This window comes from Staphylococcus gallinarum, from assembly GCF_029774255.1.
Lineage (GTDB): Bacteria > Bacillota > Bacilli > Staphylococcales > Staphylococcaceae > Staphylococcus > Staphylococcus gallinarum.
In genome coordinates this window covers 619,082-645,200 of the sequence record NZ_CP069082.1, presented here as the reverse complement: position 1 = coordinate 645,200, position 26,119 = coordinate 619,082, and the positions used below count along the sequence as shown (strand labels likewise).

The 26,119-nt window shown below is 32.9% G+C and carries 23 protein-coding genes; 6 read left to right on the top strand and 17 right to left on the bottom strand.

Features of this window, described 5'->3' with window-relative positions; translation table 11 throughout:
• Nucleotides 1-91: 91 nt before the first annotated feature.
• A complete protein-coding gene (locus JN168_RS02715) occupies nucleotides 92-1,534 on the bottom strand; it encodes a sucrose-specific PTS transporter subunit IIBC (RefSeq protein WP_279526157.1) in 1,443 nt (480 codons plus the stop codon).
• Nucleotides 1,535-1,933: 399 nt separating this feature from the next.
• Between JN168_RS02715 and rsp the strand changes: the two genes are divergently transcribed.
• Both rsp and JN168_RS02705 read left to right on the top strand, forming a co-directional pair.
• Nucleotides 1,934-4,030 carry an AraC family transcriptional regulator Rsp gene (gene rsp / locus JN168_RS02710; protein ID WP_232155398.1) on the top strand — a complete coding sequence of 699 codons (2,097 nt, stop codon included), beginning with the start codon at nucleotides 1,934-1,936 and terminating at the stop codon, nucleotides 4,028-4,030.
• Between the two features lie 145 nt (nucleotides 4,031-4,175).
• A complete protein-coding gene (locus JN168_RS02705) occupies nucleotides 4,176-4,523 on the top strand; it encodes a DUF4889 domain-containing protein (protein ID WP_232139444.1) in 348 nt (115 codons plus the stop codon).
• 695 nt (nucleotides 4,524-5,218) lie between these two features.
• On the opposite strand, the gene JN168_RS02700 is transcribed toward JN168_RS02705, so the two are convergent.
• Both JN168_RS02700 and JN168_RS02695 read right to left on the bottom strand, forming a co-directional pair.
• A complete protein-coding gene (locus JN168_RS02700) occupies nucleotides 5,219-6,493 on the bottom strand; it encodes a cation:dicarboxylate symporter family transporter (RefSeq protein ID WP_042739288.1) in 1,275 nt (424 codons plus the stop codon).
• Nucleotides 6,494-6,917: 424 nt separating this feature from the next.
• Nucleotides 6,918-7,274: a DUF3139 domain-containing protein gene (locus JN168_RS02695; RefSeq protein ID WP_042739287.1), complete on the bottom strand. Its 357-nt coding sequence runs from the start codon at nucleotides 7,272-7,274 to the stop codon at nucleotides 6,918-6,920.
• Nucleotides 7,275-7,636: 362 nt separating this feature from the next.
• On the opposite strand from JN168_RS02695, the gene JN168_RS02690 reads away from it, so the two are divergent.
• The 3 genes from JN168_RS02690 to JN168_RS02680 all read left to right on the top strand — a co-directional run bounded on the left by JN168_RS02690 (nucleotide 7,637) and on the right by JN168_RS02680 (nucleotide 9,174).
• Nucleotides 7,637-8,077, top strand: a complete 441-nt coding sequence (locus JN168_RS02690) for a MarR family winged helix-turn-helix transcriptional regulator (RefSeq protein WP_042739286.1) — start codon at nucleotides 7,637-7,639, stop codon at nucleotides 8,075-8,077.
• A gap of 246 nt (nucleotides 8,078-8,323) precedes the next feature.
• A complete protein-coding gene (locus tag JN168_RS02685; protein WP_042739285.1) occupies nucleotides 8,324-8,704 on the top strand; it encodes an Hsp20/alpha crystallin family protein in 381 nt (126 codons plus the stop codon).
• A 35-nt stretch (nucleotides 8,705-8,739) separates the two neighbouring features.
• Entirely contained in the window at nucleotides 8,740-9,174 is a 435-nt protein-coding gene (locus tag JN168_RS02680) for an Hsp20/alpha crystallin family protein (protein WP_232155401.1), read from the top strand.
• A 179-nt stretch (nucleotides 9,175-9,353) separates the two neighbouring features.
• On the opposite strand, the gene JN168_RS02675 is transcribed toward JN168_RS02680, so the two are convergent.
• The 14 genes from JN168_RS02675 to JN168_RS02610 form a co-directional block, all read right to left on the bottom strand.
• Entirely contained in the window at nucleotides 9,354-10,517 is a 1,164-nt protein-coding gene (locus JN168_RS02675) for a nitrate/nitrite transporter (protein WP_232155402.1), read from the bottom strand.
• Nucleotides 10,518-10,844: 327 nt separating this feature from the next.
• Nucleotides 10,845-11,498 (bottom strand): nitrate respiration regulation response regulator NreC, encoded by a 654-nt coding sequence (gene nreC, locus JN168_RS02670; protein WP_042739282.1) that lies wholly within the window; start codon nucleotides 11,496-11,498, stop codon nucleotides 10,845-10,847.
• 20 nt (nucleotides 11,499-11,518) lie between these two features.
• Nucleotides 11,519-12,553: a sensor histidine kinase gene (locus JN168_RS02665; RefSeq protein WP_232155403.1), complete on the bottom strand. Its 1,035-nt coding sequence runs from the start codon at nucleotides 12,551-12,553 to the stop codon at nucleotides 11,519-11,521.
• Between the two features lie 9 nt (nucleotides 12,554-12,562).
• Complete coding sequence (gene nreA, locus JN168_RS02660; RefSeq protein WP_042739281.1) at nucleotides 12,563-13,015, bottom strand: nitrate respiration regulation accessory nitrate sensor NreA; 453 nt, start codon at nucleotides 13,013-13,015, stop codon at nucleotides 12,563-12,565.
• A 14-nt stretch (nucleotides 13,016-13,029) separates the two neighbouring features.
• The gene (gene narI, locus JN168_RS02655; RefSeq protein WP_042739280.1) at nucleotides 13,030-13,707 is read right to left on the bottom strand and encodes a respiratory nitrate reductase subunit gamma; all 678 of its coding nucleotides are present in this window, start codon (nucleotides 13,705-13,707) and stop codon (nucleotides 13,030-13,032) included.
• A complete protein-coding gene (narJ, locus tag JN168_RS02650; RefSeq protein WP_229366582.1) occupies nucleotides 13,708-14,280 on the bottom strand; it encodes a nitrate reductase molybdenum cofactor assembly chaperone in 573 nt (190 codons plus the stop codon). It lies immediately after the preceding gene.
• A complete protein-coding gene (gene narH / locus JN168_RS02645) occupies nucleotides 14,273-15,841 on the bottom strand; it encodes a nitrate reductase subunit beta (RefSeq protein ID WP_229366581.1) in 1,569 nt (522 codons plus the stop codon). Before narH ends, narJ begins: the two co-directional genes overlap by 8 nt.
• A complete protein-coding gene (locus JN168_RS02640) occupies nucleotides 15,831-19,514 on the bottom strand; it encodes a nitrate reductase subunit alpha (protein WP_279526156.1) in 3,684 nt (1,227 codons plus the stop codon). The genes narH and JN168_RS02640 overlap by 11 nt, the downstream gene beginning before the upstream one ends.
• 374 nt (nucleotides 19,515-19,888) lie before the next feature.
• Nucleotides 19,889-20,827 (bottom strand): uroporphyrinogen-III C-methyltransferase, encoded by a 939-nt coding sequence (gene cobA / locus JN168_RS02635; protein WP_279526155.1) that lies wholly within the window; start codon nucleotides 20,825-20,827, stop codon nucleotides 19,889-19,891.
• Nucleotides 20,818-21,129 carry a nitrite reductase small subunit NirD gene (gene nirD / locus JN168_RS02630; protein ID WP_042739275.1) on the bottom strand — a complete coding sequence of 104 codons (312 nt, stop codon included), beginning with the start codon at nucleotides 21,127-21,129 and terminating at the stop codon, nucleotides 20,818-20,820. The genes cobA and nirD overlap by 10 nt, the downstream gene beginning before the upstream one ends.
• A 4-nt stretch (nucleotides 21,130-21,133) precedes the next feature.
• On the bottom strand, nucleotides 21,134-23,539 hold the full coding sequence (gene nirB, locus JN168_RS02625; protein ID WP_279526154.1) for a nitrite reductase large subunit NirB: 2,406 nt from the start codon (nucleotides 23,537-23,539) through the stop codon (nucleotides 21,134-21,136).
• On the bottom strand, nucleotides 23,532-23,996 hold the full coding sequence (locus JN168_RS02620) for a precorrin-2 dehydrogenase/sirohydrochlorin ferrochelatase family protein (RefSeq protein ID WP_279526153.1): 465 nt from the start codon (nucleotides 23,994-23,996) through the stop codon (nucleotides 23,532-23,534). Before JN168_RS02620 ends, nirB begins: the two co-directional genes overlap by 8 nt.
• Nucleotides 23,977-24,717 carry a sirohydrochlorin chelatase gene (locus JN168_RS02615; RefSeq protein WP_279526152.1) on the bottom strand — a complete coding sequence of 247 codons (741 nt, stop codon included), beginning with the start codon at nucleotides 24,715-24,717 and terminating at the stop codon, nucleotides 23,977-23,979. Before JN168_RS02615 ends, JN168_RS02620 begins: the two co-directional genes overlap by 20 nt.
• Before the next feature lie 131 nt (nucleotides 24,718-24,848).
• Complete coding sequence (locus JN168_RS02610) at nucleotides 24,849-25,385, bottom strand: GNAT family N-acetyltransferase (protein ID WP_042739271.1); 537 nt, start codon at nucleotides 25,383-25,385, stop codon at nucleotides 24,849-24,851.
• A 301-nt stretch (nucleotides 25,386-25,686) separates the two neighbouring features.
• Here JN168_RS02610 and JN168_RS02605 point away from each other — a divergent pair, with 301 nt between their 5' ends.
• Nucleotides 25,687-26,091: an Rrf2 family transcriptional regulator gene (locus JN168_RS02605; RefSeq protein ID WP_279526151.1), complete on the top strand. Its 405-nt coding sequence runs from the start codon at nucleotides 25,687-25,689 to the stop codon at nucleotides 26,089-26,091.
• Nucleotides 26,092-26,119: the final 28 nt, after the last annotated feature.

Genomic DNA, 26,119 nt, shown 5'->3' with positions numbered 1-26,119 from the left:
AATAACAATAAAGAAAACGTCAATTGCTAATTTAAATTCAATAGCAATTGACGTTTATTATTTAATACTTACTTCATATAAGCATTTTAATTTATTTTGAGTCTTGTTTATATGCATTTCTTTTCGATAGAATAAACGTTAAAACAAATGCAATGACAAATGTAATAACCATCGCGATACCATAATGTAGCCAACCACTATGTTGCCCACTTATAGAAATAAACCCTGGAATACCTGCTGTCCCTAAAGCAATCGCTTTAACTTTGAATAACGCGATATAAGCTGAACCAATACCTGAACCAACAATCGCTCCGATAAATGGATATTTCAACTTTAAATTAACCCCAAACATTGCAGGTTCAGTAATGCCAAGTAACGAAGAAATACCTGCTGCTGATGCTACACCTTTTAATTTCTTGTTCTCTTTAACAATAAAGAATGCTGCTAAAGCTGCTGCACCTTGTGAAATATTAGACATTGTTGCGATTGGGAAGATAAATGAGCCTCCAGTCTTCGCACTATCAGCAATGAGTTGTGTCTCAATAGCAATAAAGCTGTGATGCATACCCGTAATAACAATTGGCGCATACAATAAACCAAAGATAAGTCCACCAATTGCACCGCCAAATTCATAAAGCCAAGTCAATCCATCAGATAACCAATAACCCAATGTACGTGTAATTGGACCTACAAATGAAAATGTTAAAAATGCTGTAACCAATATGGATAATAATGGTGTCAATAAATTATCTAGAACAGTAGGTACAACCTTTCTTAACCCTTTCTCTATCTTAGCTAAGATATATGTCGCAACTAACATTGGTAATACTTGACCCTGATAACCGACTTGCTTCACTTCAAATCCAAAGATGTTCCAATGCGGAATTGTCTTTCCTTGTTCAAGTGCCTTTGGATAATCATATGCATTCATCAAATCCGGATGCACTAAGATCATTCCTAGTGCTGCACCTAGAAATGCATTCGCTCCGAAACGCTTTGCAGCACTAAAACCAATCAGTATGGGTAATAAAGTGAAAGGTGCATTCGCAAAGATATTAATCATATCTGCTAGACCTTTAAACTGATTATGTACATCAATTAATGACTGTTCATCATAAAATATACCTGGTGCCGTAAGTATATTATTAATCCCCATCAATAGACCACCTGCTACAATGGCAGGAATAATTGGCACAAATATATCTGATAACATTTTCACAAATCTTTGGAATGGATTTGCATTCTTAGAACCTTCAGCTTTAACTTCAGCCGTAGTCGAAGCCTCTTTCCCAGTTAATTTCTCCATTTCTGCAAAGACTTTATTTACCGTCCCTGAACCAATAATGATTTGGTATTGTCCACCTGTTGAGAATGTCCCTTTCACGACATCCATATCAGATAATACTTGCTCATTAACCTTGCTTTCATCCTTTAACACTAGTCTTAAACGCGTCGCACAGTGTGCCATCGTATCAATATTTTCTTCTCCACCTATAGCTGTCAAAATCTCTTCAGCAGATTTTTTATAGCTCATTGATAAGCCTCCTCGTAAAAATAGAACCGGTTCCAATTTCTGTTTGATGTTATTATTGTAATCGGTTTCAGTTAAGAACGCAATAGCTTTTTTGTGACGCTTTATTAAGAATTTAGGGTTTTTCAGTAAATTCAAAGACCATTTAGAATTTTATCGCTATAATCAATGAAATTAAGAATTGCAAAATGACAGTCTTTAATAGGCTTTTGATGAATAATCACTGTATATTATAGGCGTTTATTTAATACACTCATTCAATAAATAATTTTTTCTATAATTATTTTAACTTCACAATATTGTTACAATTTTATAATTAACACGCTTAAACTTTAAACATTTTGTTATATAATAATAACTATTAAGCGTTATACGATATATTTAAGCAGGAGTTGCAATATTATGAATAGTACGATTTATATACATAATTATTTAACAACTTGTCCTCAACGTTGTCTTGGGAAAATTAAACTTCTATTTTCTTTAAATCATAAACTGCAAATGAGATTGAATGGCAAAAATATTACATTAAACCAGGCACTTGTTTTAATAAATCATAATGATATTTATGAAATATTGCATGCAGAACATTTAATTGAAGTTAATATTCCTTTATGCCATTTCAATACGATAGACGATGCATTTTTTAATTATCATTACAACTACAAATTAATACAATCTGCAGATTATATTAAGCATTTCATATTAAACATAGTGGCTAAATTGAGTCATCAAGAACCAATTAAATATAGTAATTTAACTGAGTTGATAAGGCTATTAAATGATGAGGCAAGTGTAAATTCTGACACTCAATATTTACCGAAGATCACCACTGAGAGTGCATTATTAAACAGCATCACCAAATTTATAAATAGCAATGCGACCAACTCAATTTCTTCCAAAGATATTACGGCGGTATTCTATGTTACTGCACCTTATATTTCTATTCTATTTAAAAAATATTTAGGGATAAGCTTTAAACACTATGTGTCTAGTTTAAAAATAGGCCTTTCATTCAAACCTTTATTCCAAAGTAATGAAGCGATACATACCATTTCCGAAGCACTTGGTTTTAATCATTATGCGAGTTATACACAACAATTCAAAAATTTCTTAGCTGATACACCAAATATGCTTAGAAAAAAATTCATGTTATCAAATCACTCCTCCATACAGTTAATTAATAAAGATGAGATGGACCTTACTTCTTATTTTGAACATTTACCATCTTTTACAGCAGCACATAATCAAACTGATCATATTGATTTAAATCATTTAATTTACAACGACAAAACGAAATTTCCAACAATATTTATTCATGCAGATGATTTAATTGAAATTATGCAATCTAATTTAATAGCAAAGCTTAATTTCCATGATATTGCTGAAGTTTATTTGCTTATTAATAATATCGGCTACTTTAACCTTGAGCGATTAAACTTACTAGCAATCATCGATTTTATTGATAGTTTATTTTTGCAGAATGTTCGTTTAGGATTGCGCATCAAAACATTTACTGAATACAAGATGATTGAGTCGATGATTATTCAAGTATTTAATTATAAACCTGAGTATTATCGACAGCGCTTTATGCGTTATTTCTTGCTATTACTTGATACTGAGCACCTTTCCTTAAAGGAAATACACGATATTTATATAAGCGCTCATAATTTAGAGGTAAAGGTTAAACTTGCAATAACAATTGAAGGCGCGATTAAACAGACTAAATCTATCACTAAGACCTTCGATTATCTGTCACATTATGCCTATGATTATTATTTTATTGATATTGAATCTGATAACACTAGACAATGTCTGACAAAGTATTCAAACGCATTTGACCAAACGATGACTTTTCTAGATTGTTTTAATAAAGTCATCGACATCACATCCATACATAAATCAAAATTTGTTTATGCTCTTGTGAGTAAACATTGTTTCAAACTCTATGACGAACACGCACCACTTGCACTTTCTGATTTAATGTGTCACATGTTAATTATGATTAAACAAGGTTCAGGTGTGGGTTACAAATTAATCAAATCAGCTACGAGTGACTTGTCATTGATGAATAAACATTATATGTATGAGCCTTTGATGTACTTATATCAGTTTTTAAAGCCTTTTATAAATAAACCCTTAGCTTTAGAAAATAATTTATTAGCGGTCAAAGATAAATATTGCACACATTTACTATTATTCAACTCAACTGAACACACTATTTCACCGCAAATGCCGAAAAAGTTCACTTTTATTTATCCAGATATCACCACAATGTTGACTATATTTATACAAACTTTAAATCGTAATCATGGCTATATTGATTTTTCACTACCACCCACTTTAAACGCTATGGGTATTGATAAAAAATTATTGAATTATATAGAACAATCTAGCTATCCTAAATCCGAACTCAAGCAACTTGAATACAAAAATCAACCCATTGCTTTTGAACTACATCATAATGAAATTAAATATATCTGTATTAGTAGAAATTAAAGCTATAATTATTAGTACAACATTTTTACGATATAAGTATTGATTAATATGTGAATAAAATAGAACTTTTCTTTAGTATCGATTGCATAAACAATACATTTTAGATATAACAGAGGAAAGAAACCAATAAAAAGGAGCTTTTATTTTGAAGAATAAAAAAGGATTTGCAATCATTTTAAGTGCAGCCATGATTATCGTCGCTGTCGTTTTAGTAATTATGATGATGTCTAGCGGTCAAAAGGAAACATATTATGGCTATATGAAAAATAATACAACTGCTGAAAAGGTTGTCAGCGAAAAAGATCACGAAGTAGAAGAAAATATCAAATTACCAGCGGAAGATGGTTTCTCACCTAAACACGGTGATTTTGTTAAGTTAGTAAAATCCGAAGGTGACGATTCTTTCAGCGAGATGAAAGTAGTTAAACATGATGATGTACCTCATGGACTTATGATGAAAATACATGATATGGGCGATATGAAAGGAATGTAATGTTTTAACTTTAAATCATTGATGTTTCCTAAACATTGTCACAAAACAGTGTATAAAAAATTCATTTCACTATCAGGGAATCAATGCTAGTTAATTCATTTTGACATATAATCAATTGCCTAATAGCCCTTAAATGACAATAACTTTGCGTTTAAGGGCTATTTTTTCAAAATATTTAAGAAATAAATTGACTCCTTAGTAACAATCAACCTTTTCAAACAACTATTTCTATTGGCATTAGCTTCCTGTTATGTACTATCAATAAAATTAGAACCTTCATCTGAAAGACATATGTTGGCGAGACTCCTGTGGGAACAGGACAAGCTAAAGACTACAGGCTGAAGCTGGCCCCTAGGAAAGCGAGCCTATAATTTATAATATTGAACATAAAACAGTAGATAAGAAAAATGGATATTTCATGATTTACATTCTTATAAAAGTTTAACATTTGTATTTTAATATAAAACCCTATTTTTTAAGCAGTATGTTGGCGAGACTCCTGTGGGAACAGGACGAGCTGAAGACTACAGGCTGAAGCTGGCCCCTAGGAAAGCGAGCCAACAATACTAGATATTAAATAAAAATAGCTATGAAAAAATCTATCGTCATAGAATTCTCCATAGCTAATCTAAATATGTTTATTTGTTAGTCTGTAAATTTTATGTTCTACAGCCTAACTTTGTCAGAAATAAAAATTAAATTGATTTTAAATATGCTTGTCCTTTTTCCTTGTCATATACATTTTCCCATTTTGCAATAACAATTGTAGATAAAGCATTTCCCATTACATTTACACATGTACGCACCATATCTAATATACGGTCAATTCCAATTATTAATGCCAATCCTTCTGCAGGTAAGCCCATTGACGTTAATGTAGTAATTAACACTACGATAGAGACACCTGGGACGCCAGCCATACCTTTTGATGCTACCATCAACGTAACCATCAACATAATTTGTTGTCCAATAGACATGTCGATACCATACATTTGCGCTACAAATAATGCTGCAATAGATTGATACAGTGCTGAACCATCTAAATTAAATGTGTAACCTATAGGTACTACAAATGATGTTACATCTTTAGGTGAACCAAATCTTTCCATTTTCTGCATAATAATAGGTAATACCGATTCTGAACTTGAAGTTGAAAATGCTAAAATTAATTCATTTTTCAAGATCTTCATGATTGAAAAGATATTAACACCACACATTTTCGCGACAATACCTAACACAACCACTACAAAGAAAATCATAGCCCCGATAACGACAAGCAATAATTTAAGTAATGGTAATAACGCCGCTGCCCCGAAAGTCATTATTGTCGTACATATAAAAGCAAAAACACCTAATGGTGCTAATTTAAGAATTTTATTAATCATCCAAAAAACTGCATCTAACGTGCCACTCAATACATCCTTTACAGGTTGTCCTTTTTCACCTATAACTGATAATCCAATACCAAAAAAGACTGCAAAAAAGATAATTGGTAATAAATCACCTTTGTTTAAGGCTTCGAAAAAATTTGTTGGAACAATATTTACAATCGTATCAATAAAATGATTACCATATGTAGAATGTTCAGCTGCTTTAGCTGACGATTCATAAGTTGATATGTCACCCTTTGGTAGTTTATCAGGATCTAGCCCTATACCAGGTTTGAATATATTAGCAAATACAATCCCTAATCCAATTGCTACTGTTGTGATAATTTCAAAATACACAATTGTTTTAACTCCATAACGCCCTACCGTTTTTGATTCACCTACATTAGAAATAGATAAAGCTAAGGAACAGAAAACGACAGGTATTACGATCATTTTAATTAAATTCAAGAAGATGTCGCCAAATGGTTTAATATAATTAACGAGTTCTTCATGTCCGTAAAGTAGTAACCCAACGATTACACCTAAAACCAATGCGATAACAACCTGCATCGGTAAACTTATTTTTCTAAAAATTGCCATGATGTTTCTCCCCTTCTTCTGACAAAATAATTATAGCAAAATAAATATAAATTAGATATAAAATTTTTACGCTATAGAGTACAAATAACTAATTTATATAACTAATTACACCAAACTTATATAAATAAGTAACATACCTTTAAATTGACCTTCTAGTATGATTTACATTGATTTAAAATTAAAGATAATCATTTAACGATAATCTTGCTTTATTTTTAAGCTCTCCCTGTTGAAACTAACTTCTCTTTTACCATTATATATATTTGAGTAACATATATAATGTAAGCGAAATCATACGCAGATAAAAAAAGCCAGTAGCTACCTTGTTAAAGATAACTACTGACTCAGCGATAATGGATGATTAGAAATGATACCTATTCATTATTGTTTAGCTTATAGTGCTAATAACATTTATAATGATTATTTATTTTTTAGGCTTATAATCTTTCTCGAATTTATTATGTTTTGCATGCTTAATATTCTCTTTTGTTTCTGAATCAAAAGCTTGAACCACAATGCCTTTATAAGTAGCGATAGGTTGAACCACATAAGTTACATCTGGATCATCTTTAAATTTAACTTCTTTATAGTATAACCCTTTTTTAGCACTATAGAGTGTTTTTTCAGATTTAACTTGTTGCGTTAAATTTTGTTCTTTCAAATAGTGATCTACTAACTCTAAATTTTTATGACCTTGATAAGTTCTTAAGCCAAAGAAAAATGCAATTGCAATAATCAATGACACCACTAGAAGCCCAAAAATTTTAAAAAATGTCTTCATCTTAATTCTCCTTTAGTTCAAGCAATTTCATTTAAAATAGCTTAGCGTTAAGCGTAATGTTTTAATGTATTTTATATATTATTATCTACAATGATAATAGTATGACTTATAATAATAAATTTATAAAGAGTAAAGGTATTTTTGTAACAAAATCTTCTTATATTAACTATATATGCAACTAGCAAATACATATCAAAAGCATACAATCATTTACTTTTGAGCAAATATGTTGTCGTAAACATTACGGTTTAAGTTATAATATTTATCGAAATCTAATAATTTTAAAACACTAAGTGGGCGCAACCATTCCTTGACAGCGCCTACACTTCATAATAAGGTTAACATTCAAAAGGGGTGATTAAATGAAGGAAAAAGATAGTAACCTAGAAAGACAACTTTGTTTTCTATTCTATGTTTCTTCAAAGGAAATAATTAAAAAATATACTTCATATTTAAAAGAATTTGATTTAACTTATACAGGTTATATCGTTTTACTCGCAATTGAAGTAGAAGACAAGATTAATATCAAAACACTTGGAGAACGTGTATTCTTAGATTCAGGTACACTAACACCTTTATTAAAAAAACTTGAGAAAAAAGGTTACGTAACAAGAACACGTGAACTTGATGATGAACGTAATTTACAAATTGCGTTAACTGAAAAAGGAATAAACGTAAAAGAGCCTTTATTAGGTATCTCTAAAAAAGTCTTTAGTGAATTTGATATGGACAAAGAAGAAGCTATCGACTTAAAGGAAACATTACAAAAATTTGTAAATAAACATTTTACAAAAGAAATTTAATATATACTTACGAGGTAGATTAAAAGTAGGAAGTTGCATTAACGTTGACGTTCTATATCTTTTAGTTGCCTCTTTTTTATATTTTACTTTATCTATCAGCGCTCAATTTCTTTAATCAATGCCTTCTAGTCACCTACCACAATATCAACATAATAAAATTTTCAAACGTATAAGCCTTTGACTTTGACTTTCTTTGACTAAAGTTTTATAATGTAATCATAAAGTTAAAGGAGAGGTGTTTTAGAGATGATTCAATATAGACAAACACGTCATTTACCAACTGATTTATTTGATAATATGCTACTTGGAAATTCAAATTTCAAAGTAAATGTTTATCAACAAAGTAATAACTATACAATTACCGCAGAACTCCCTGGTTTTAATAAAGAAGATATTAACATTGAATACGACAACAACATTTTAACAATATCAGCAGAGCGTTCTGACAATGAAGCGACTGAAAATGAACAACAGTACTTGATTCGTGAAAGAAATACTAAAAAACAAAGTAGACAATTTATTTTTAAACACATCGATACTACAAATATTAACGCCACAATGGAAGATGGTATGCTAATCGTTAACTTACCAATGAAACAAAGTAAAACACAAATTAACATTGATTAATAAAATACTTTATACAAATTAAGGAGTGATTGCTCATGGCTTTTGAAAAGAAACCATTTAACAATTCAATTTTTGATGTAAATCCTAGCGACTTATTTAAAGATTTCGGCAAGCAAATATTCGATCAATTCCCAAATCAAACACAAATCAAATCTGATGTTACGGAACTTGAAGATTATTACCTAATTGAAGCAGAATTACCAGGTATTAAAAAGGAAAATATCAGTTTAGCATTCGATAAAAACGTTTTAACTATTGAAGCAAAACAAACTCAATTGAATACCGAAGAAGACTCAGCTGGCAAAATCATTCACCAAGAGCGCAGTTATAGCGATTTAAAACGACAATTTAACTTTGACAATGTCAATGAACAAGGTATCACTGCAGCGCATGATAACGGTATTTTACGTGTAACACTGCCAAAATTACCTGCTGAAGAAAATAAAGCAACACGCATTGAAATTAATTAACATTTAAATAGACAGTACTTTATAAGTAGCACTATAGTGAATTTGACGATGGTGTGAAGTATAACGATATTCATTTAATATTCTTGACCTTATCCATCACTTGAACAGTGATTTAAATATATATCAGCCTATCAAATAGACGTCCACAATGTAATTGCACTGTGGACGCCTATTTTTTATTATTTAAAAGTTAATTTATCACGTTTTACAATATGATACATAGTTATTATTGCGATCACACCAAATAATGCTAAGAATACAAATGCCAGATGGCTCGTACCAGTGATTGATGTGACATAAGCAATGACAATAGGTGGGAAGAATCCACCTAAGCCTCCCATCATGGAAACAATACCATTCGCTGCACCAGACTCTTTGGCAAAGTAAAATGGCACTAATTTAAATACTAAACCATTCCCTAATCCAGCACATAGACTAATTAACAAACACCCTATTGTAAATAGAATAATATGTGCTGAAAAACTTAAGATTAATGCTCCTATAATCATAAAAATAAAATCTATAATTAATAGGATAACTGCATTCCATTTATCACCTAATACGCCTCCCAAAGGTCGTAAAAATGTCGCCAAAGCAATAAATATACCTGATCTAATACCAGCATCAACACTTGAAATCTCAAAATTTTGAACCAGGTAATTTGGTAAAAATAAGCCAAATGCAACAAATGCTCCGAATGTAATAAAATACCAAAAGCTCATGTAATATAATTTCAAATCTTTAAATAAAATTTTAGATTGTTGTAGTAACGGAACTTTAATTTTTTGTTCATTGGCATCACCTAACAAGAACATTAATAATGCAAAAATTGCGATGATGACTAGATAACATCTCACTGTTGATTGCCAACCAATTATACCGGCAATAGGAGGGGCTAAAAAAGAAGAAATGGCAGTTCCGATATTCCCCATACCATAAATTCCATTTGCTAATCCTACTTTAGCTCTTGGAAAATATTTAGGTACTGAAGTTACTCCCACAGAAAATACTGCTCCACCTACACCTAAAAAGAAGCCTGCAGCCATCAACATTATAGGTGATTGTGCATTACTTAAGAAGTAAATTGGAAACAATAAAATTATAAAGCTACTAAAGAATACCCATTTGGCCCCTATGATATTTGTTAAATAGCCAAAAGGCACCCTTAAAACAGAACCTAGAATAACTGGAATAGCTAATATAATTGATAGTTGACTCCCACTTATTTGTATATCTTCTTTAATAAAAGGCATTAATGGCGCAATGATACTCCACGCCATAAATCCAGCCACTAAACTAAATGTCTGCAAGACCAATTGAAAACTACCCGTTGACTTTCGCATTCATATTCACCTTCATCCTTAACAATAATTTAAAGTCTAATTTCTAGTCAAAATGCTACACACAATTACTTGTTAGTCATGTATTGCTAATAACAAATCAACTCTTGTACTAGTGAGTAACCTAGTAGTATATCTTTAACTATAATTTTAGAATCTTTGTGAAAAAATGAACATAAGGAATTTCCCTTGAGTAAATATATAAATTCCCTATACGAAACAACCTGAGTATCACATTAATTTAATAAGCAATATAAAAAGCCAAACAACAATACAATTAACTACAATCATATTGTTATATGGCTTTCATAAGATTAAAGCGTATCACTATTAGAAGTCTATTAACTTTTTCTTCATTGCATATTCAACTAATTCTGGTTTGGATTTTAAATTTAACTTTTGCATAATATGCGTTTTATGCGCCTCCACTGTCTTTACAGATACGTATAACTTTTCAGCAATATCTTTATTTCCATATCCTTTGGCAATAAGTGGTAAGATTTCCAATTCTCGTTTTGATAATATTAAAAATGGATCCGTGCTATCTTTAATATCTTTATTTGAATGATTGACGAACTCTTTTACTAATGAAGTTGTTAATTTTGCATCAATATATGTTTCACCTTGATAAATCGTTCTCACCGCTAGTAATAACTGTTCATCTGGCGCATTTTTTAAGATATAACCTTTCGCGCCGTTTCTCAATACATGAAAGAGATATTCTTCATCATCATACATCGTTAATATGAGTATCTTAGTTTCAGGAAAACTGTCACTAATCTTACTCGTAGCTATTAAACCTGATTCTCCTGGTGGCATACTTAAATCCATGATGAGTACATCGGGTTTATGTTGCATTACTTTCTGATATGCTTCCACCCCATCTGCTGCTGTCCCCACAACTTCCATATCTTCCTGATAATTTAAAATCATAGAAAATCCAGTTCGTACTACGGCATGATCATCTGCAATTACAATTCTCAACTTAAAATCTCCTTATATACTTATAATGGAACTTCAACTGTTACACTTGTTCCCTTCCCAATATCTGTATCTATATTAACTTTCGCATTTATTAACTCCGCGCGTTCATTCATTCCATATAATCCTAAACCTGTGCCTTTAGGTTGTGCTGATTTGTCGAATCCCTTTCCTTTATCGACGACTTTAGCAACTAATCGCTCATCAGTGACCTCTATATCAACATCCACGAAATCAATTTCTGCATATTTTATAGCGTTAAACACGGCTTCTTGCACAATTCTATATATCACCGTTTCTATTTCATTATCAAAGCGTTGTGTTAATAAATTACAATGATAAATCACATGTATACCGTAATTTTCTTCGACTTGTTTAAAATATGATTTAAATGCTGCATCTAATCCTAAGTCATCTAAAGAAGATGGACGCAATTCCACTGATAAATTACGAATATCATCAATCAATTTGGTAACAAGTCCTTCTATCTTTGACGAATTGTGAATTAGGCTATCGACATCCTTTTGATATTTCATTAATCTCAATTCAATGTCTACATTCATCATTTCTTGAATGACGCTGTCGTGTAATTCTCGTGAAATACGCTTGCGTTCATTTTCTTGTGCATGTATTGTCTTTTGCATCATTTGTCTTTGATACATTTTATCGTGTCTTTCAATTTGTGGTGACACATTTTGTAATGTAAATGCTTTGACTCCTGTAGCTTCATCTATAGTTTGATACGTCGCTGTGAAAGGCTCAATAGTCCCATGTGTTGTTTTCATAAATACTTGAAAGCTAGAATTACCAATTTCCTTTGCTTCTAAAAAACAATTTACACATGATTGTAAATCATATTCATTCGTATAGCCGTCACAACGATTACAAATCGCATGTGTCATTCCTTGATAATCATTATCTTCTGCAATGATTTCCTTTGCTGCATCATTCTTTGCAATTACACTTCCAGAAGCATCAACAAAAACAATCATCTCGTTAGTGTGATTAAAATACTGAAATAATAACTGAGTTAATGAATCTTTATTTTTTGAAATCAACGTTATCACCTAATCTTCTTCTTTAAAGATTCCAAATTTATTAATTATAGAAATTTGATTATGTTGCAATGGTAAAGGTTTATTGTCACGTTGGCCTAACAACAATACGCCATAAACATAGTGCTCATACCATAATGGAATAGCTATCATAGCTGTCAGTGATTCACTCATAATAATTGGATACTTATGCTTTTCAAATATAATGTCATCATGGTTCACGTCTTCAATAATCATACGTTTACCTGTTTTCATGACTGTACCAGCCAAACCTTTACCTTTTCTTAGTACAATTAACTTATAACGATCATTTAAATTTCCGGAGACATAGTGCCATTTTATTGGTGAAACTTGCTTTTCATTTTCGTAAAATGCTAATCCCGCAAAATCAAAATCCTCATCAATCCTTAACTTATCTAAAGCTGATTGATAATCTAAATGTTCATTTAATGTGACTAAATTCAAATTATTTCCTCCATTCACACTTTATGTTTACGGTAAACAATATAACTACGACTCGCATATGTGAAAGGAACACTCCATACATGTACCAGTCTAGTAAACGGCCAAAGTGCAAAGATCGCAAAGCCTAATAGAATATGCATTTTGAATGCAATAGGTACTTGTACCATCAAATCGGCATTAGGAGAGAATACAAATAAATTTCTAAACCAAATTGAAATTGTTTCTCTATAATCAAAAGTTGGCGTAACTGCATTAGTGACAATCGTTGCATAACAGCCCATAAATACAATAAGTAATAAGAAAATGTTAACAATTATATCTAATGCAGAGCTTAACCTTCTAACGTTCTTAATAGAAAGTCGTCGTGCCGTTAATAGCAACATACCTATCAACGTTATTATACCAAATACACTTCCAATATACACTGCACCTATATGATATAAATGATCATTGACACCTAGTGCCTCTAACCAAGATGCTGGTATCACTAAACCGACAAAGTGACCCATAATAACAGGAACAATACCTAAATGAAATAAGATACTTCCCCATTTAAGTTGTTTCTTTTCAATAAATTCACTAGATTTTGCAGTCCAAGATAATTTATCAAATCTATAACGTGCAATATGTCCAATTATAAATGTAGCCATACAGATATAAGGTAAGATAACCCACAAAAATTGATTCAACATTTACTTCACCTCATTCATCTGTTCTAGTTCAATACAAGCCTTAAGCGTTTTACGTAACGAACGTATTAAATGATAGTATGGATTTTGCGATTTCGCTAATTGCTCAGAAATTGCAAACGTACCATCTTCTATAATCATGATGACAAATTCAATATTATCAATTGCCCGATCATCGTCATTCCAATTTGCAACAGATAAGAATTCAAGCATCAATGGAAGAAAATCCGATAACTCTTGATCTACCATCTTTAAACCAAACATTTCATATAATACTTTTAGTTTCGCTAGTAATTGACCACGTTCCTTTTGAGTATCAAATTTATTATAAGTCATATACAACGGTGCTTTTTTATTAAAATCAAATGTATCTGAATATAATTGTTGTACTTCAATGAGTGAATATTGTTCTATCTCTGCTTTGAAAGCAATTAGTTCCTCATATGACGGCTGTGTTTCATCTACAATTTGTTTAAACGTTTCACTTTTAAACGTTTGTTTATTTGGAAAATCTAACAACTGTGCATGGTAACCAAGTAAGGTTTGATATTGTTCAAATAGCTTAAAGTTAATCACGGAATATTCCCCCATAAAACTGTTCATTATAGATTTCTTGACCTGATTTTCCAGCTTCAACGGCTACTGGAACACCACAACCATCACAATTTGAACCGAAGTACTCTCCACCATACCCTTGACTACCTTGAGCACGATACGTATCCATATATGCTTCTTTATGTGATGTCGGAATTACAAATCTATCTTCATGTTTAGCAATAGCTAGCAAACGATACATATCTTTAGTTTGGCGTTCTGTTAAACCTAGTCTCGTTAACCTTGAATGATCAAAGTCTTTATTTGTAATTTCTGAACGCATATAACTTCTCATCATTGCCATTTTTTGCAAGGCAAGTTTAACAGGTTCAGTGTCGCCAGCAGTAAATAGGCTAGCTAAATATTGAATAGGTAAACGCATTTCTTCAATTGCAGGGAATATCATATCTGGATTTCTATTACCCGCTTGTGCCTGTTTACCTTCAAAGTAACTCATTATCGGACTCAGTGGTGGGCAATACCATACCATTGGCATTGTTCGATATTCAGGATGCAATGGAAATGCTAATTTATATTCAATTGCTAATTTGTAGACAGGTGAATTTTGTGCTGCTTCGATCCATTCCATTGAAAGACCATCTTTTTGGGCTTGTTCAATTACCGCTTCGTCAAATGGATTTAAGAATAAATCCAATTGCTTTTCATATAGCTCCTGTTCATTCTCTGCACTAGCGGCCTCTTCAACTCTATCGGCATCATACAGTAGTACGCCTAAATAACGCATACGTCCTGTACATGTTTCTGAACATACAGTTGGTAAACCTGCCTCTATTCTTGGAAAACAGAATGTACATTTTTCAGCTTTATTTGTTTTCCAGTTGAAATAAACCTTCTTATATGGACAACCTGTCATACAGTATCTCCAACCTCTACATTCCTCTTGGTCTACTAGCACAATGCCATCTTCATCTCGTTTATACATTGCGCCAGAAGGACAAGATGCCACACAACTTGGATTCAAGCAATGTTCACAAAGTCTAGGTAAATACATCATAAATGTTTCATCAAATTTAAACTTAATATCTTCTTCAATACGTTGAATATTGGGATCTTCTGGTCCTGTAACATGCCCACCAGCTAAATCATCTTCCCAGTTTGGCCCCCATTCTAAATCTAATTTATTGCCTGATAATAGTGAGTGTGCCTTAGCTACAGGTGAATGATTTCCTGCTTTTGCATTAGTAAGATGTTCATAATTGTATGTCCACGGCTCATAATAATCTTTAATAACTGGCATATCTGGATTATAAAATATTTTCCCTAATGCAATTTTTGACCATCTACTACCTGATTTTAATTCTAATTTTCCTTTTTTATTTAGGTACCATCCACCTTTGTATTGTTCCTGATCTTCCCAGCGTTTCGGATAGCCAATACCTGGTTTTGTTTCAACGTTGTTAAACCACATATATTCTGCACCAGGTCGATTGGTCCATGTACTTTTACAAGTAACGCTACACGTGTGACAACCAATACATTTATCTAAATTTAATACCATTGCAATTTGTGCTTTAATCTTCAAGCCAATCAACCTCCTTAAGTTTTCTTACTGCTACGTACACATCTCTTTGGTTTCCAATTGGTCCATAGTAGTTAAAATGATAACTAATTTGAGCATAACCACCCACGAGTTGAGTTGGTTTAAGGTGAATACGTGTTGGCGCATTATGTGATCCACCTCTAGTGTCAGTAATATGTGAAGCGGGTGTTTCGATATGCTTATCTTGTGCATGATACATAAACATAGTACCTTTAGGCATTCTGTGAGAGACGACAGCTCTAGCAGTTACTACACCGTTTCTGTTATATACTTCTAGCCATTCATTATCGGCAATATGATGTGCCGCAGCATCTTCATTTGAAATCCAAACAGTAGGCCCACCTCTAAAGAGCGTCAGCATGTGTTGATTATCTTGATAAGTCGAATGAATATTCCATTTCCCATGTGGCGTTAAATAACGTAAGACTAACGTTTCTTTATCTGCAACTATTTGTTTATCATCATTACCAAATACTAAAGGTGGCAATGTTGGTTTATACACAGGTAAGCTTTCACCGAATTGTTGGAATATTTCATGATCAATATAATAACTTTGTCTACCTGTTAATGTTCTAAATGGTACAAGACGCTCAATATTTGTAGTAAATGGTGAATAACGTTGACCATTTTTATTTGAACCAGGAAATACTGCTGTTGGTATTACTTCTCTTGGTTGTGCTGTAATATTTAAGAATGAAATTTTTTCAGATGCTCTGTCACTTGAGATATCTTTTAAAGTCATACCAGTTTGTTGCTCTAAATCTTCATAAGATTTTTGTGATAATTTCCCATTTGTTGCCGAAGAAAGGTTGAGAACAACATCTGCTGCTCTTCTGGCAGTATCGATACGTGGACGCTGGTGTTTCACAGATTCATGATCTGCTTCTTCCCAAGTTCCAACCAATCCTTTTAATTCATCATATTGTTCTTTTACAAAATAACTAACACCATGTGCACCGATTTTAGTGCTTTCTAATAATGGTCCAACCGTTACATATTTATCAAATATTTTTGTATAATCACGATCAACAACTTTAAACGCAGGCATTGTCTTTCCAGGTATTGCTTCTATTTCTCCTTTAGTCCAATCCTTAACAATACCGTTGACGTTCGCGATTTCTTGTTCTGAATCATGTGCAAGTGGTGCTGTTACAACATCTTTATAATTTCCTGGCATATATTTTTCAGCTGTTTCGGATACAGTTTTACTTAATAACTTAAAGATATCCCAATCTGAACGCGACTCCCATAACGGATCAATAGCTGGGTTAAATGGATGAACAAATGGATGCATGTCTGTTGATGAGATATCATGTTTTTCATACCAAGTTGCCGCTGGTAAAATAATGTCAGAATATAAAGGCGTTGATGTCATACGGAAATCTAAAGATACAAGTAAGTCTAACTTTCCTTCAGTATCATCTCTCCATTTAATTTCTTCTGGTTTATCATTTTCATTTGGATTTGCTAATAATCCTGATTTTGTTCCTAATAAGTGTTTCATAAAATATTCTTGGCCCTTTGCAGAACTTGAAATTAAATTAGAGCGCCATAAGAATAATGTTTTAGGATGGTTCTGTTTAGCATCTGGATCTTCTATTGCAAATTTAGTTTTACGTGCTTTTACAGATTCAACAGCACGCTGTATGACTTGTTCATTATTGAACTCTCCTGCTTCTTTCGCATCTTCACCAAAAGATAAACTATTTTTATCGAATTGAGGATAGGATGGTAACCATCCAGCTCTCGCTGCTAATACATTATAATCTGCTGGGTGCTTATGTTTAATGTGATCTGCTAATGGTGATTTCAAACTATCTACAGTTGATAATTCATATTTCCATTGGTCCGTAGCAAAATAGAACCAACTTGTTCCATTTTGTAATCGGGGAGGTGCTTGCCAATCTTTTGCAAAGGCAATTGTATTCCACCCTTCAATTGGTCTACATTTTTCTTGTCCTACATAGTGAGCCCAACCCCCACCATTTACACCTTGGCAACCACAAAGTAAGATTAAATTAATAATTGACCGATAAATCGTATCTGAATTAAACCAATGATTAATCCCTGCACCCATTATTATCATGGATTTACCTTCAGTATCGATGGCATTTTGTGCAAACTCACGGGCAACTTGTATAACTAAATCCTGTTTCACACCTGTAATTTGTTCTTGCCATGCTGGTGTGTAGTATGATGTTTTATCTTCATAACCATTGGCTTCTAACGCATGGTCAAAGCGTTTCACACCATATTGACTCGCCATTAGATCAAACACTGTAGTAATATATTTTTCTTCACCATTTTCCAAAGTAATCTTTTTGACGGGAATTGTTCTTTCAAAAATACCGTTTCCATTATTATCGAAATAAGGAAATTGAATATCAACGTGTTCATGGTCTAACTCAGCAAATGATAACAATGGATTAATCGGTTGCCCTTGTTCATCTTCAAGCTTTAAGTTCCATGCCTTACCTTGTTCCCATCTTTGTCCAATAGTTCCATTTGGTACAGTTAAACGCTCACTATTACCATCAAAAATAACAGGTTTCCAATCACCATTCGTTGTTTTAGATGTAATATCATTTTCCCGTAAAAAACGTCCTGCTTTATATCCTTTATCATCTTTATCTAACATGATGACAAATGGCATATCTGTATATTGTTTTGAATAATTGATAAAGCGCTCATTAGGATTATCAATATAAAACTCTTGTAAAATAACATGTGTCATCGCTTGTGCTACTGCTGCATCCGTTCCAGGGTTTGGAGATAACCAATTATCCGCAAATTTAACATTCTCAGCATAGTCTGGTGCTACTGATACAACCTTTGTTCCTTTGTAACGAACCTCAGTCATAAAATGAGCATCTGGAGTTCTAGTTAATGGCACATTTGATCCCCACATGATAATATATGACGCATTGTACCAATCACTTGATTCTGGTACATCTGTTTGCTCACCCCAAATTTGTGGTGATGCTGGTGGTAAATCTGCATACCAATCATAAAAACTTAGCATCTCTCCCCCAAGTAAACTAATGAATCGTGCTCCAGATGCGTAACTTAACATCGACATCGCAGGTATTGGTGTAAAGCCAGCAATTCTATCAGGTCCATATTTTTTAATCGTATATATGATTTGTGCCGAAATCAGTTGTGATACATCTTTCCAGTTTGTTCTAACTAAGCCACCTTTACCTCGTGCTTGTTTATAAATTTTGGCTTTTTCTTCATCTTCAACGATAGACGCCCACGCTGCAACAGTATTATCATGATGTTCCTTTAATGCTGCAGTCCATAACTCCCAAAGCTTTCCTCTTATATATGGATATCGAACACGTAACGGACTATATTCATACCATGAAAATGATGCACCTCTCGGACACCCTCTTGGCTCAAATTCAGGCATGTCAGGACCACAACTAGGATAATCGATTTGTTGATTTTCCCAAGTAATAACCCCATTTTTAACAAAAACTTTCCACGAACAAGAACCAGTACAATTCACACCATGTGTGGTTCTCACAACTTTATCATGACTCCATCGTTCTCTATACATTTTCTCCCATTCACGACTTTTGCTCTCTAAGATTGACCAATTACCATTAAATTTTTCTGTTGGTTTAAAAAATTTAAGCCCAAACTTTTTCATTTTATACACCCTCTCACAAGTTCGTTCCTTTTAACTGAAATCACTTCGCTTATTAATATATTTCATAAACATTGTACATTTTTTCACAATATACAAAAATTAGGGATTTTCCTAAATGCATAGGAAAATCCCCTTATTATTTTATGACCATGTTAAATGGTTACAATTTAAGTCATTCTATTCTTCATAATTTTATTTTTTTCCATCTATTATTATAAGGTTTAAAAGAAAAGAAAATGAAAGATATTTAATTGAATGATGTCCACTAATATTCACGAAGTAAACTGCAGTAGTTGTTTTATCGAGCATTAATAACCATTTTTGGTCAATCGTCTTAGATTTATACATAGTTATGTTTTTATGTGTATTTATTGTTACTTTACTGTTATTTTCGAATCAAAAGATTGTTTTAAATACGTTTCTATTAACGCCCTTTGTGATGGATGTAGTTGTTCTATATCATTAGGAAGTATCATACACCAGTCACCTTGCGCGTATAATTCAAAAGCCTTGTCAATCGCATGAGTACGTGTCCCTTGCACTAAATATTTTGTTCTATATTTGACCGTTAATCCTTCACCCATATTCAATTTACCAATAACATGTCCTATGATGATAAGCCCTGGTTTACTATTATTGGTGACATCCTTTAATTTATCTACAATATTTAATACTGTCCCTGTAACATATTGTTCCATTGGCCCTGTCACATCAAAGCATACAACAACGGGAAAATTAGTGTGTGTCTTGTTATAGATTTCTTTCATTATGCTATCAATATTTCTAATTCCCATATAAATCGCTAAGGTACCATAATTTAATAATCCATTGATATCGAAAGGTTTATCGGAATTATCTTTAAAATGCCCTGTAGTAAATGTCACACTCGTAGCTATATCACGTATTGTGAACCCTAAACCAAGATGTGCCATAGCTACAGTTGATGAAGTGATACCAGGTATAATGTCATAATCTATGTGCATCTTATTTAATATTTCTACTTCTTCGTATACTCTACCAAACACAGCCGGGTCTCCACCTTTAAGCCTCACAACTAGGTCATATTTCGATGCAGTTTCGATCAACAAGTCATTAATTTCATCTTGTTTAACATGTTTACTATAAGGTAATTTCCCAACATCGATAATGGGAATTTCCGGTCTTGCCAACTGTAGTATAAATGGATTTACCAAGCGATCATATAAGATTACATCAGCCCTTTTTATTAACTGTTCTGCTTGTCTTGTAAGTAATGTCGGATCTCCAGGTCCTGCACCTATAAGATAAACTTTACCGTAATTGATTACAGGCATACATAGACATCCTCGTCGATGATTTCTACTTTATAAGATTCTACACATCCGGTATCAGGTTCTTGAACTATTCCTGTCGTCAAATCTACCTTTTGATCATGAAGTGGACAGTATACAAATTCACCACTTACTATACCTTCACTCAATGGTCCATTTTTGTGTGGACATATATTATTGACCGCATAAACATTTCCACCCTCAGTTAAAAACAGACCAATTTCTTTATTCTCAACCAGTATTTTCTTACCGATCAATGGCTGTAACTCTTTCAAATGCGCTACTTTAATTTTTCTTTGTGCCATCTATTTATACCTCCTCAACTGCGAAGCGTGCTCTTTCTTTTTCCTGACTTGAAATTTGTCGCCAAGGTTCCGCTTGTACCACTTCTTTTGCTTCCATAATTCTCTGGAATAACTGTGTTTGTTGTGCTTCATTTAAAATGACATCTTTTACACGATCAAAACCAAGACGATTTAACCACGGTGCTGTACGCTCTGCATAAATACCTGTTTCTCTATAGTATTGCATCAATGCACCGCACAACTTTACGACTTCATCTTCGGTTTCAACTGTCGTTAGATACTGCCCTACCGTTACTTCAGTACCGCCATTACCACCTATATAGATTTGGAATCCATTTTCAACACCAATTACGCCAAAGTCTTTAACACCTGATTCGACACAACTTCTTGGGCAACCTGAAACGCCCATTTTAAATTTATGTGGTGTGTCTATATATTCAAATGTGCTTTCTAAACGAATCGCTAACTTAGTTGTATCTTGTGTACCAAATCGACAAAAAGATTTACCTACACAACTCTTAACTGAACGCGTCTTTTTACCATAAGCAGAAGCCGAACGCATACCTAATTCATCCCAAATTTGTGGCAATAGTTCCTTCTTAACACCGTATAAACCTATACGCTGAGAACCTGTAACCTTTACTAAAGGAATCTGATATTTTTTAGCAACCGTACCTAATTGAATGAGTTGATCGGCATCTGTCACCCCACCACGCATTTGAGGTATCACTGAAAATGTACCATCATTTTGAATATTCGCATGATATTTTTCATTAGCAAATCTAGATGCCGTTTCATCTTCATGATCATGTGGATAGACCATATTTAAATAGTAATTAATTGCCGGTCTACATTTAGGACAACCACCTTTATCTTTAAATTGTAAAACATGTCGGACTTCTTTCGATGTTTTTAAACCTTTAGCTCTAATTTGAGTGACAATTTGGTCACGTGTTAAATCTGTACATGCACAAATACCAGCTGGTTTGGCAGCAACAAAATCATCACCTAACGTATGTTGCAGCAATTCGTTTATCTGTGACTTACATTTACCACATGAATTACCTGCTTTAGTTAACTTTGTTACTTCATCAACGCTTGTTAATCCTTCTTCCTTTATGGCTGTCACTATTTTCCCTTTTGACACGCCATTACATCCACAAATTGTACTATCATCACTCAATGCTGCAACATTATTACTTTCAGTTTCAGTGCCTTTATGTAACATTGAAACTAAAGTATAGTCGTCGAGAGATTGATCTTGTTTCATCATATTAAAGAATCTTGGTCCATCGGCAACATCACCATAAAGTACTGCACCAACAAGCTTGCCTTCTCTTAAAAATACTTTTTTATAATACATATTGACACTATCAAACATCTCAATACCTTTAGTTATGTCATCCTCTTTAATATAGCCCGCACTGTATAAGTCACAGCCAGATACCTTTAAAGAAGTGAATGTTGTAGAGCCGTGATAACCTGTAGTTTCTCTATCAGTTAAATAATCTGCAAGCACCTGTCCTTGTTCATATAATGGGGCCACCAAACCATAGACTAGCCCATTATGTTCGGCACATTCACCAATTGCATAAATTGAATCATCACTCGTCTGTAAATAATCATTTACAACAATACCTCTATTGACTTCCAATCCACATTGACGGGCAACTTCATTATATGGTCTTATCCCTACTGCCATAACCACAAGATCTGCTAATAACTTTGTTCCATCAGCTAATCTAATTCCAGTTACATCTGTGTCACCTATGATTTCTTCTGTACTTGCATTTAATTTAAACTTCATACCCTGTGCAATTAAATCATTTTGTAATAACATGCCTGCTTTTTTATCTAGTTGCATTTCCATCAACCAATCTGCGAGATGTATAACAGTAACTTCCATACCTTGGTCTAATAAACCTCTCGCACATTCTAAGCCCAATAATCCGCCACCTATGACAATCGCATGTTTCTTGGTTTTAGCAATTTCAATCATTTTTTCAGTATCTTCTAAAGTACGCCAACCAATTACACTAGGAAAGGTTGAGCCTGGTATAGGTAATGTAAATGCTTTAGAACCTGTTGCAAATATACAAATATCATATTCAAAAGTCAGACCACTTTGTGTCATCACTTGCTTTTGTAATTTATCCACTTCAGTAACCGGATCATCAATAACAAGATGTATGTCATGTGATTCATACCAGTCAAAGTCATTCATAATAATATCAGTTTGAGTCATCTTCTTTTGTAAAATATTAGATAACATTATACGGTTATAATTGGGATATGGCTCTTTGCCTATTATCGTAATTTCAAATTTTTGATCATCTCGTTCCAGTATCTCCTCAATTGTTCTGATACCCGCCATACCATTTCCTATCATTACTAATCTTTCTTTAGTCATTTATATCCTCCTCATCACTACAATTTAGATATTCCTTTATCTCTGTCGTTAACGTCTTTACCTTGTGATAATCCGTACCTTCAGAACTAATCTGTACTGTCACATTATCGACAGTAAACTGTGAAACATTATAAAAGTCAGATTTTTCTTTATCGCTGACATTGTTTACCCATTGATCAATATGAGCATCTTTAGCAACTTGATTATTCACTTGTTTATCATCTGTAGCAGCAATTATTAAATTCGCATTTTTAATATCATTCGCGTCATAACATTTAGTAATTAACTTTAAGTTAGCATGTGTTATTGCAAAAAATTCCGGTAAAAATGTTTTGCTGATAATTGTAATAGCGTGTATGTCCTCCTTAAGTAATTGTTGTACTTTTCGATAAGCGACCCGTCCACCACCGATAATCACAACATGTTTCCCTGTTAAATTAACTTGCATAGCATACATTTGCTAACACCTCTAATTCGTTTATTCTATCTTTAATTACTTTTGCTAAATCAGGCACGAAGTTAATTGCTGAAGCAAATGTCACGTATTCAGCAAATGCTTGTTGCCTAATATTTTGTTTAGTCCTTTGAACTAAATAGCCATCTCTAAGAAATAATGGCACAATTAATGTTTGTGGATATTGCTTGAGTATTTTTTCTAAATGCTCTACATAATTACCTGCACCATAAAGCAATACAGTTTGAATAGGTATGCCAAACACATCACACGACTGAGCTAAATGTTGCACTGCTTGTTGTGGTTCAGTGTATGCAGAACTACCATGTGCCAACAATACGATTGTTTGAACTTTGTCATTCTTTATTAACGTGTTAGCAATTTTATTTTTCACTATATTTGAGATAGTTTGATGTGTACCTAAAGGTTCAGCGATGATGTAATTCATTGGTGGATAATTCCTTTTTATATCTTTCAAAATATTAGGTATATCTTCAAAGTAATGTTTAGCAGGAAATAATAATATAGGAATAATGTTAAAGTGCTTTATCCCTTTACTTATCAGTAATTCAACCACTTGCTTTAATGTTTGTGTATCGCCTTCTAGAAAGGCCAAGTGATACGTTAATTGAGCATCGTTAAATAATTGCTCAAAATTTTCTCTTACACTTTCATTAACACCTGGACGATTCATACCATGTAACACAAGTATATTTACCACCACATCTAACCCTCCTCTATACACTTGCATTGTAATATAATTTCGGCTGTATTTGTGATTATTTTCACATTTATACGCAAAAATAGGGAATCCCCTTAGCTTAGTAATAAAGGGATTCCCTGTAATATGAATGATTAGAATGGTGGCTGACCTAATACTTCTTCATCAAACTTTTCTGGTATCAATACTTTTCTCATAATAACACCTAAGTCACCATCTTTATTCTCATGTTCTGCGTATACTTCATATCCACGTTTCTTGTATATATCCAACAACCATGGATGCTTTCTTGCTGATGTTCCTAGTGTTACAGCTGGTGCTTTTAATGTGTCTCTTAAGTATGTTTCTTCAACATATTTCAATAATTTACTACCTAAACCACGCCCATCATAACTCGGCTTTGTCGCAAACCACCAGACAAATGGATATACAGAAATGCGTCGTTTTCCTTCCCATGGATAACGTACCGTAATGGTAGATATAATTTCTTTATCATTTTCAAGGACAAATGTCGTACTTGTTTTGATATTTTGTTCTACTAAATCGACGTCTGCATTGACAGACGGCCAATCAATGCCTAGCTCTCTAAGAGGTGTAAATGCTTCATACATAAGTCTTTGTATTTCCTCAGCATCGCCTTGATTTGCCACACGAATATTATATTCAGACATGTTGTCACTTCCTTATGCTAATATATTTATCGATACAAGTTATCATATACAATACACATAACTTCTATTGAATCATATGAATACAATATTGTTTATACTACTAGTAGTCAATTGAAAAGTTTTAAATTGCATTAACAAATTTAATGATTCTGTATCACTATGCAATGGCTATGATACACCAATATATAATTAGCTTCTCGCTCATCATCCTATAACTTCTTTCATTGCGTCTGAGCAGTAAATGACGTAAAATCAACATGTATCAATTTAAAGCACAAGTTCGTTGCAAAGGAGGCACAATATGAACACACAATTTTCTGTTGCCATTCATATACTTACACTATTAGCTACTGAACAAGAACCCGTTTCAAGTCAATATATAGCATCGAGTATTAATAGTAACGCTACACTCGTTAGAAAAATCTGTCGTTTCTTAAAGGAAGGTAATCTAATTGATAGTAGTCAAGGCGTTTCAGGTTACAATTTGAAACAACCTGCAACTTCGATATTTTTGGGTCAAGTATTTCAAATTATTTTTGATGAAGAAACTCACTTTGCAAAAATTCATGGCAATACAAATCCAGATTGCTTTGTTGGAAAGAATATTAGCAGTGCCTTAGATTCTATCTATAGTGAGGTAGATCAAACTATACTAAATCAATTAAATCATTATTCTATCCAAGACGTAATTAACCGTTTCAATTAAAAAATTCTATATGAACAAAGCTAGACTA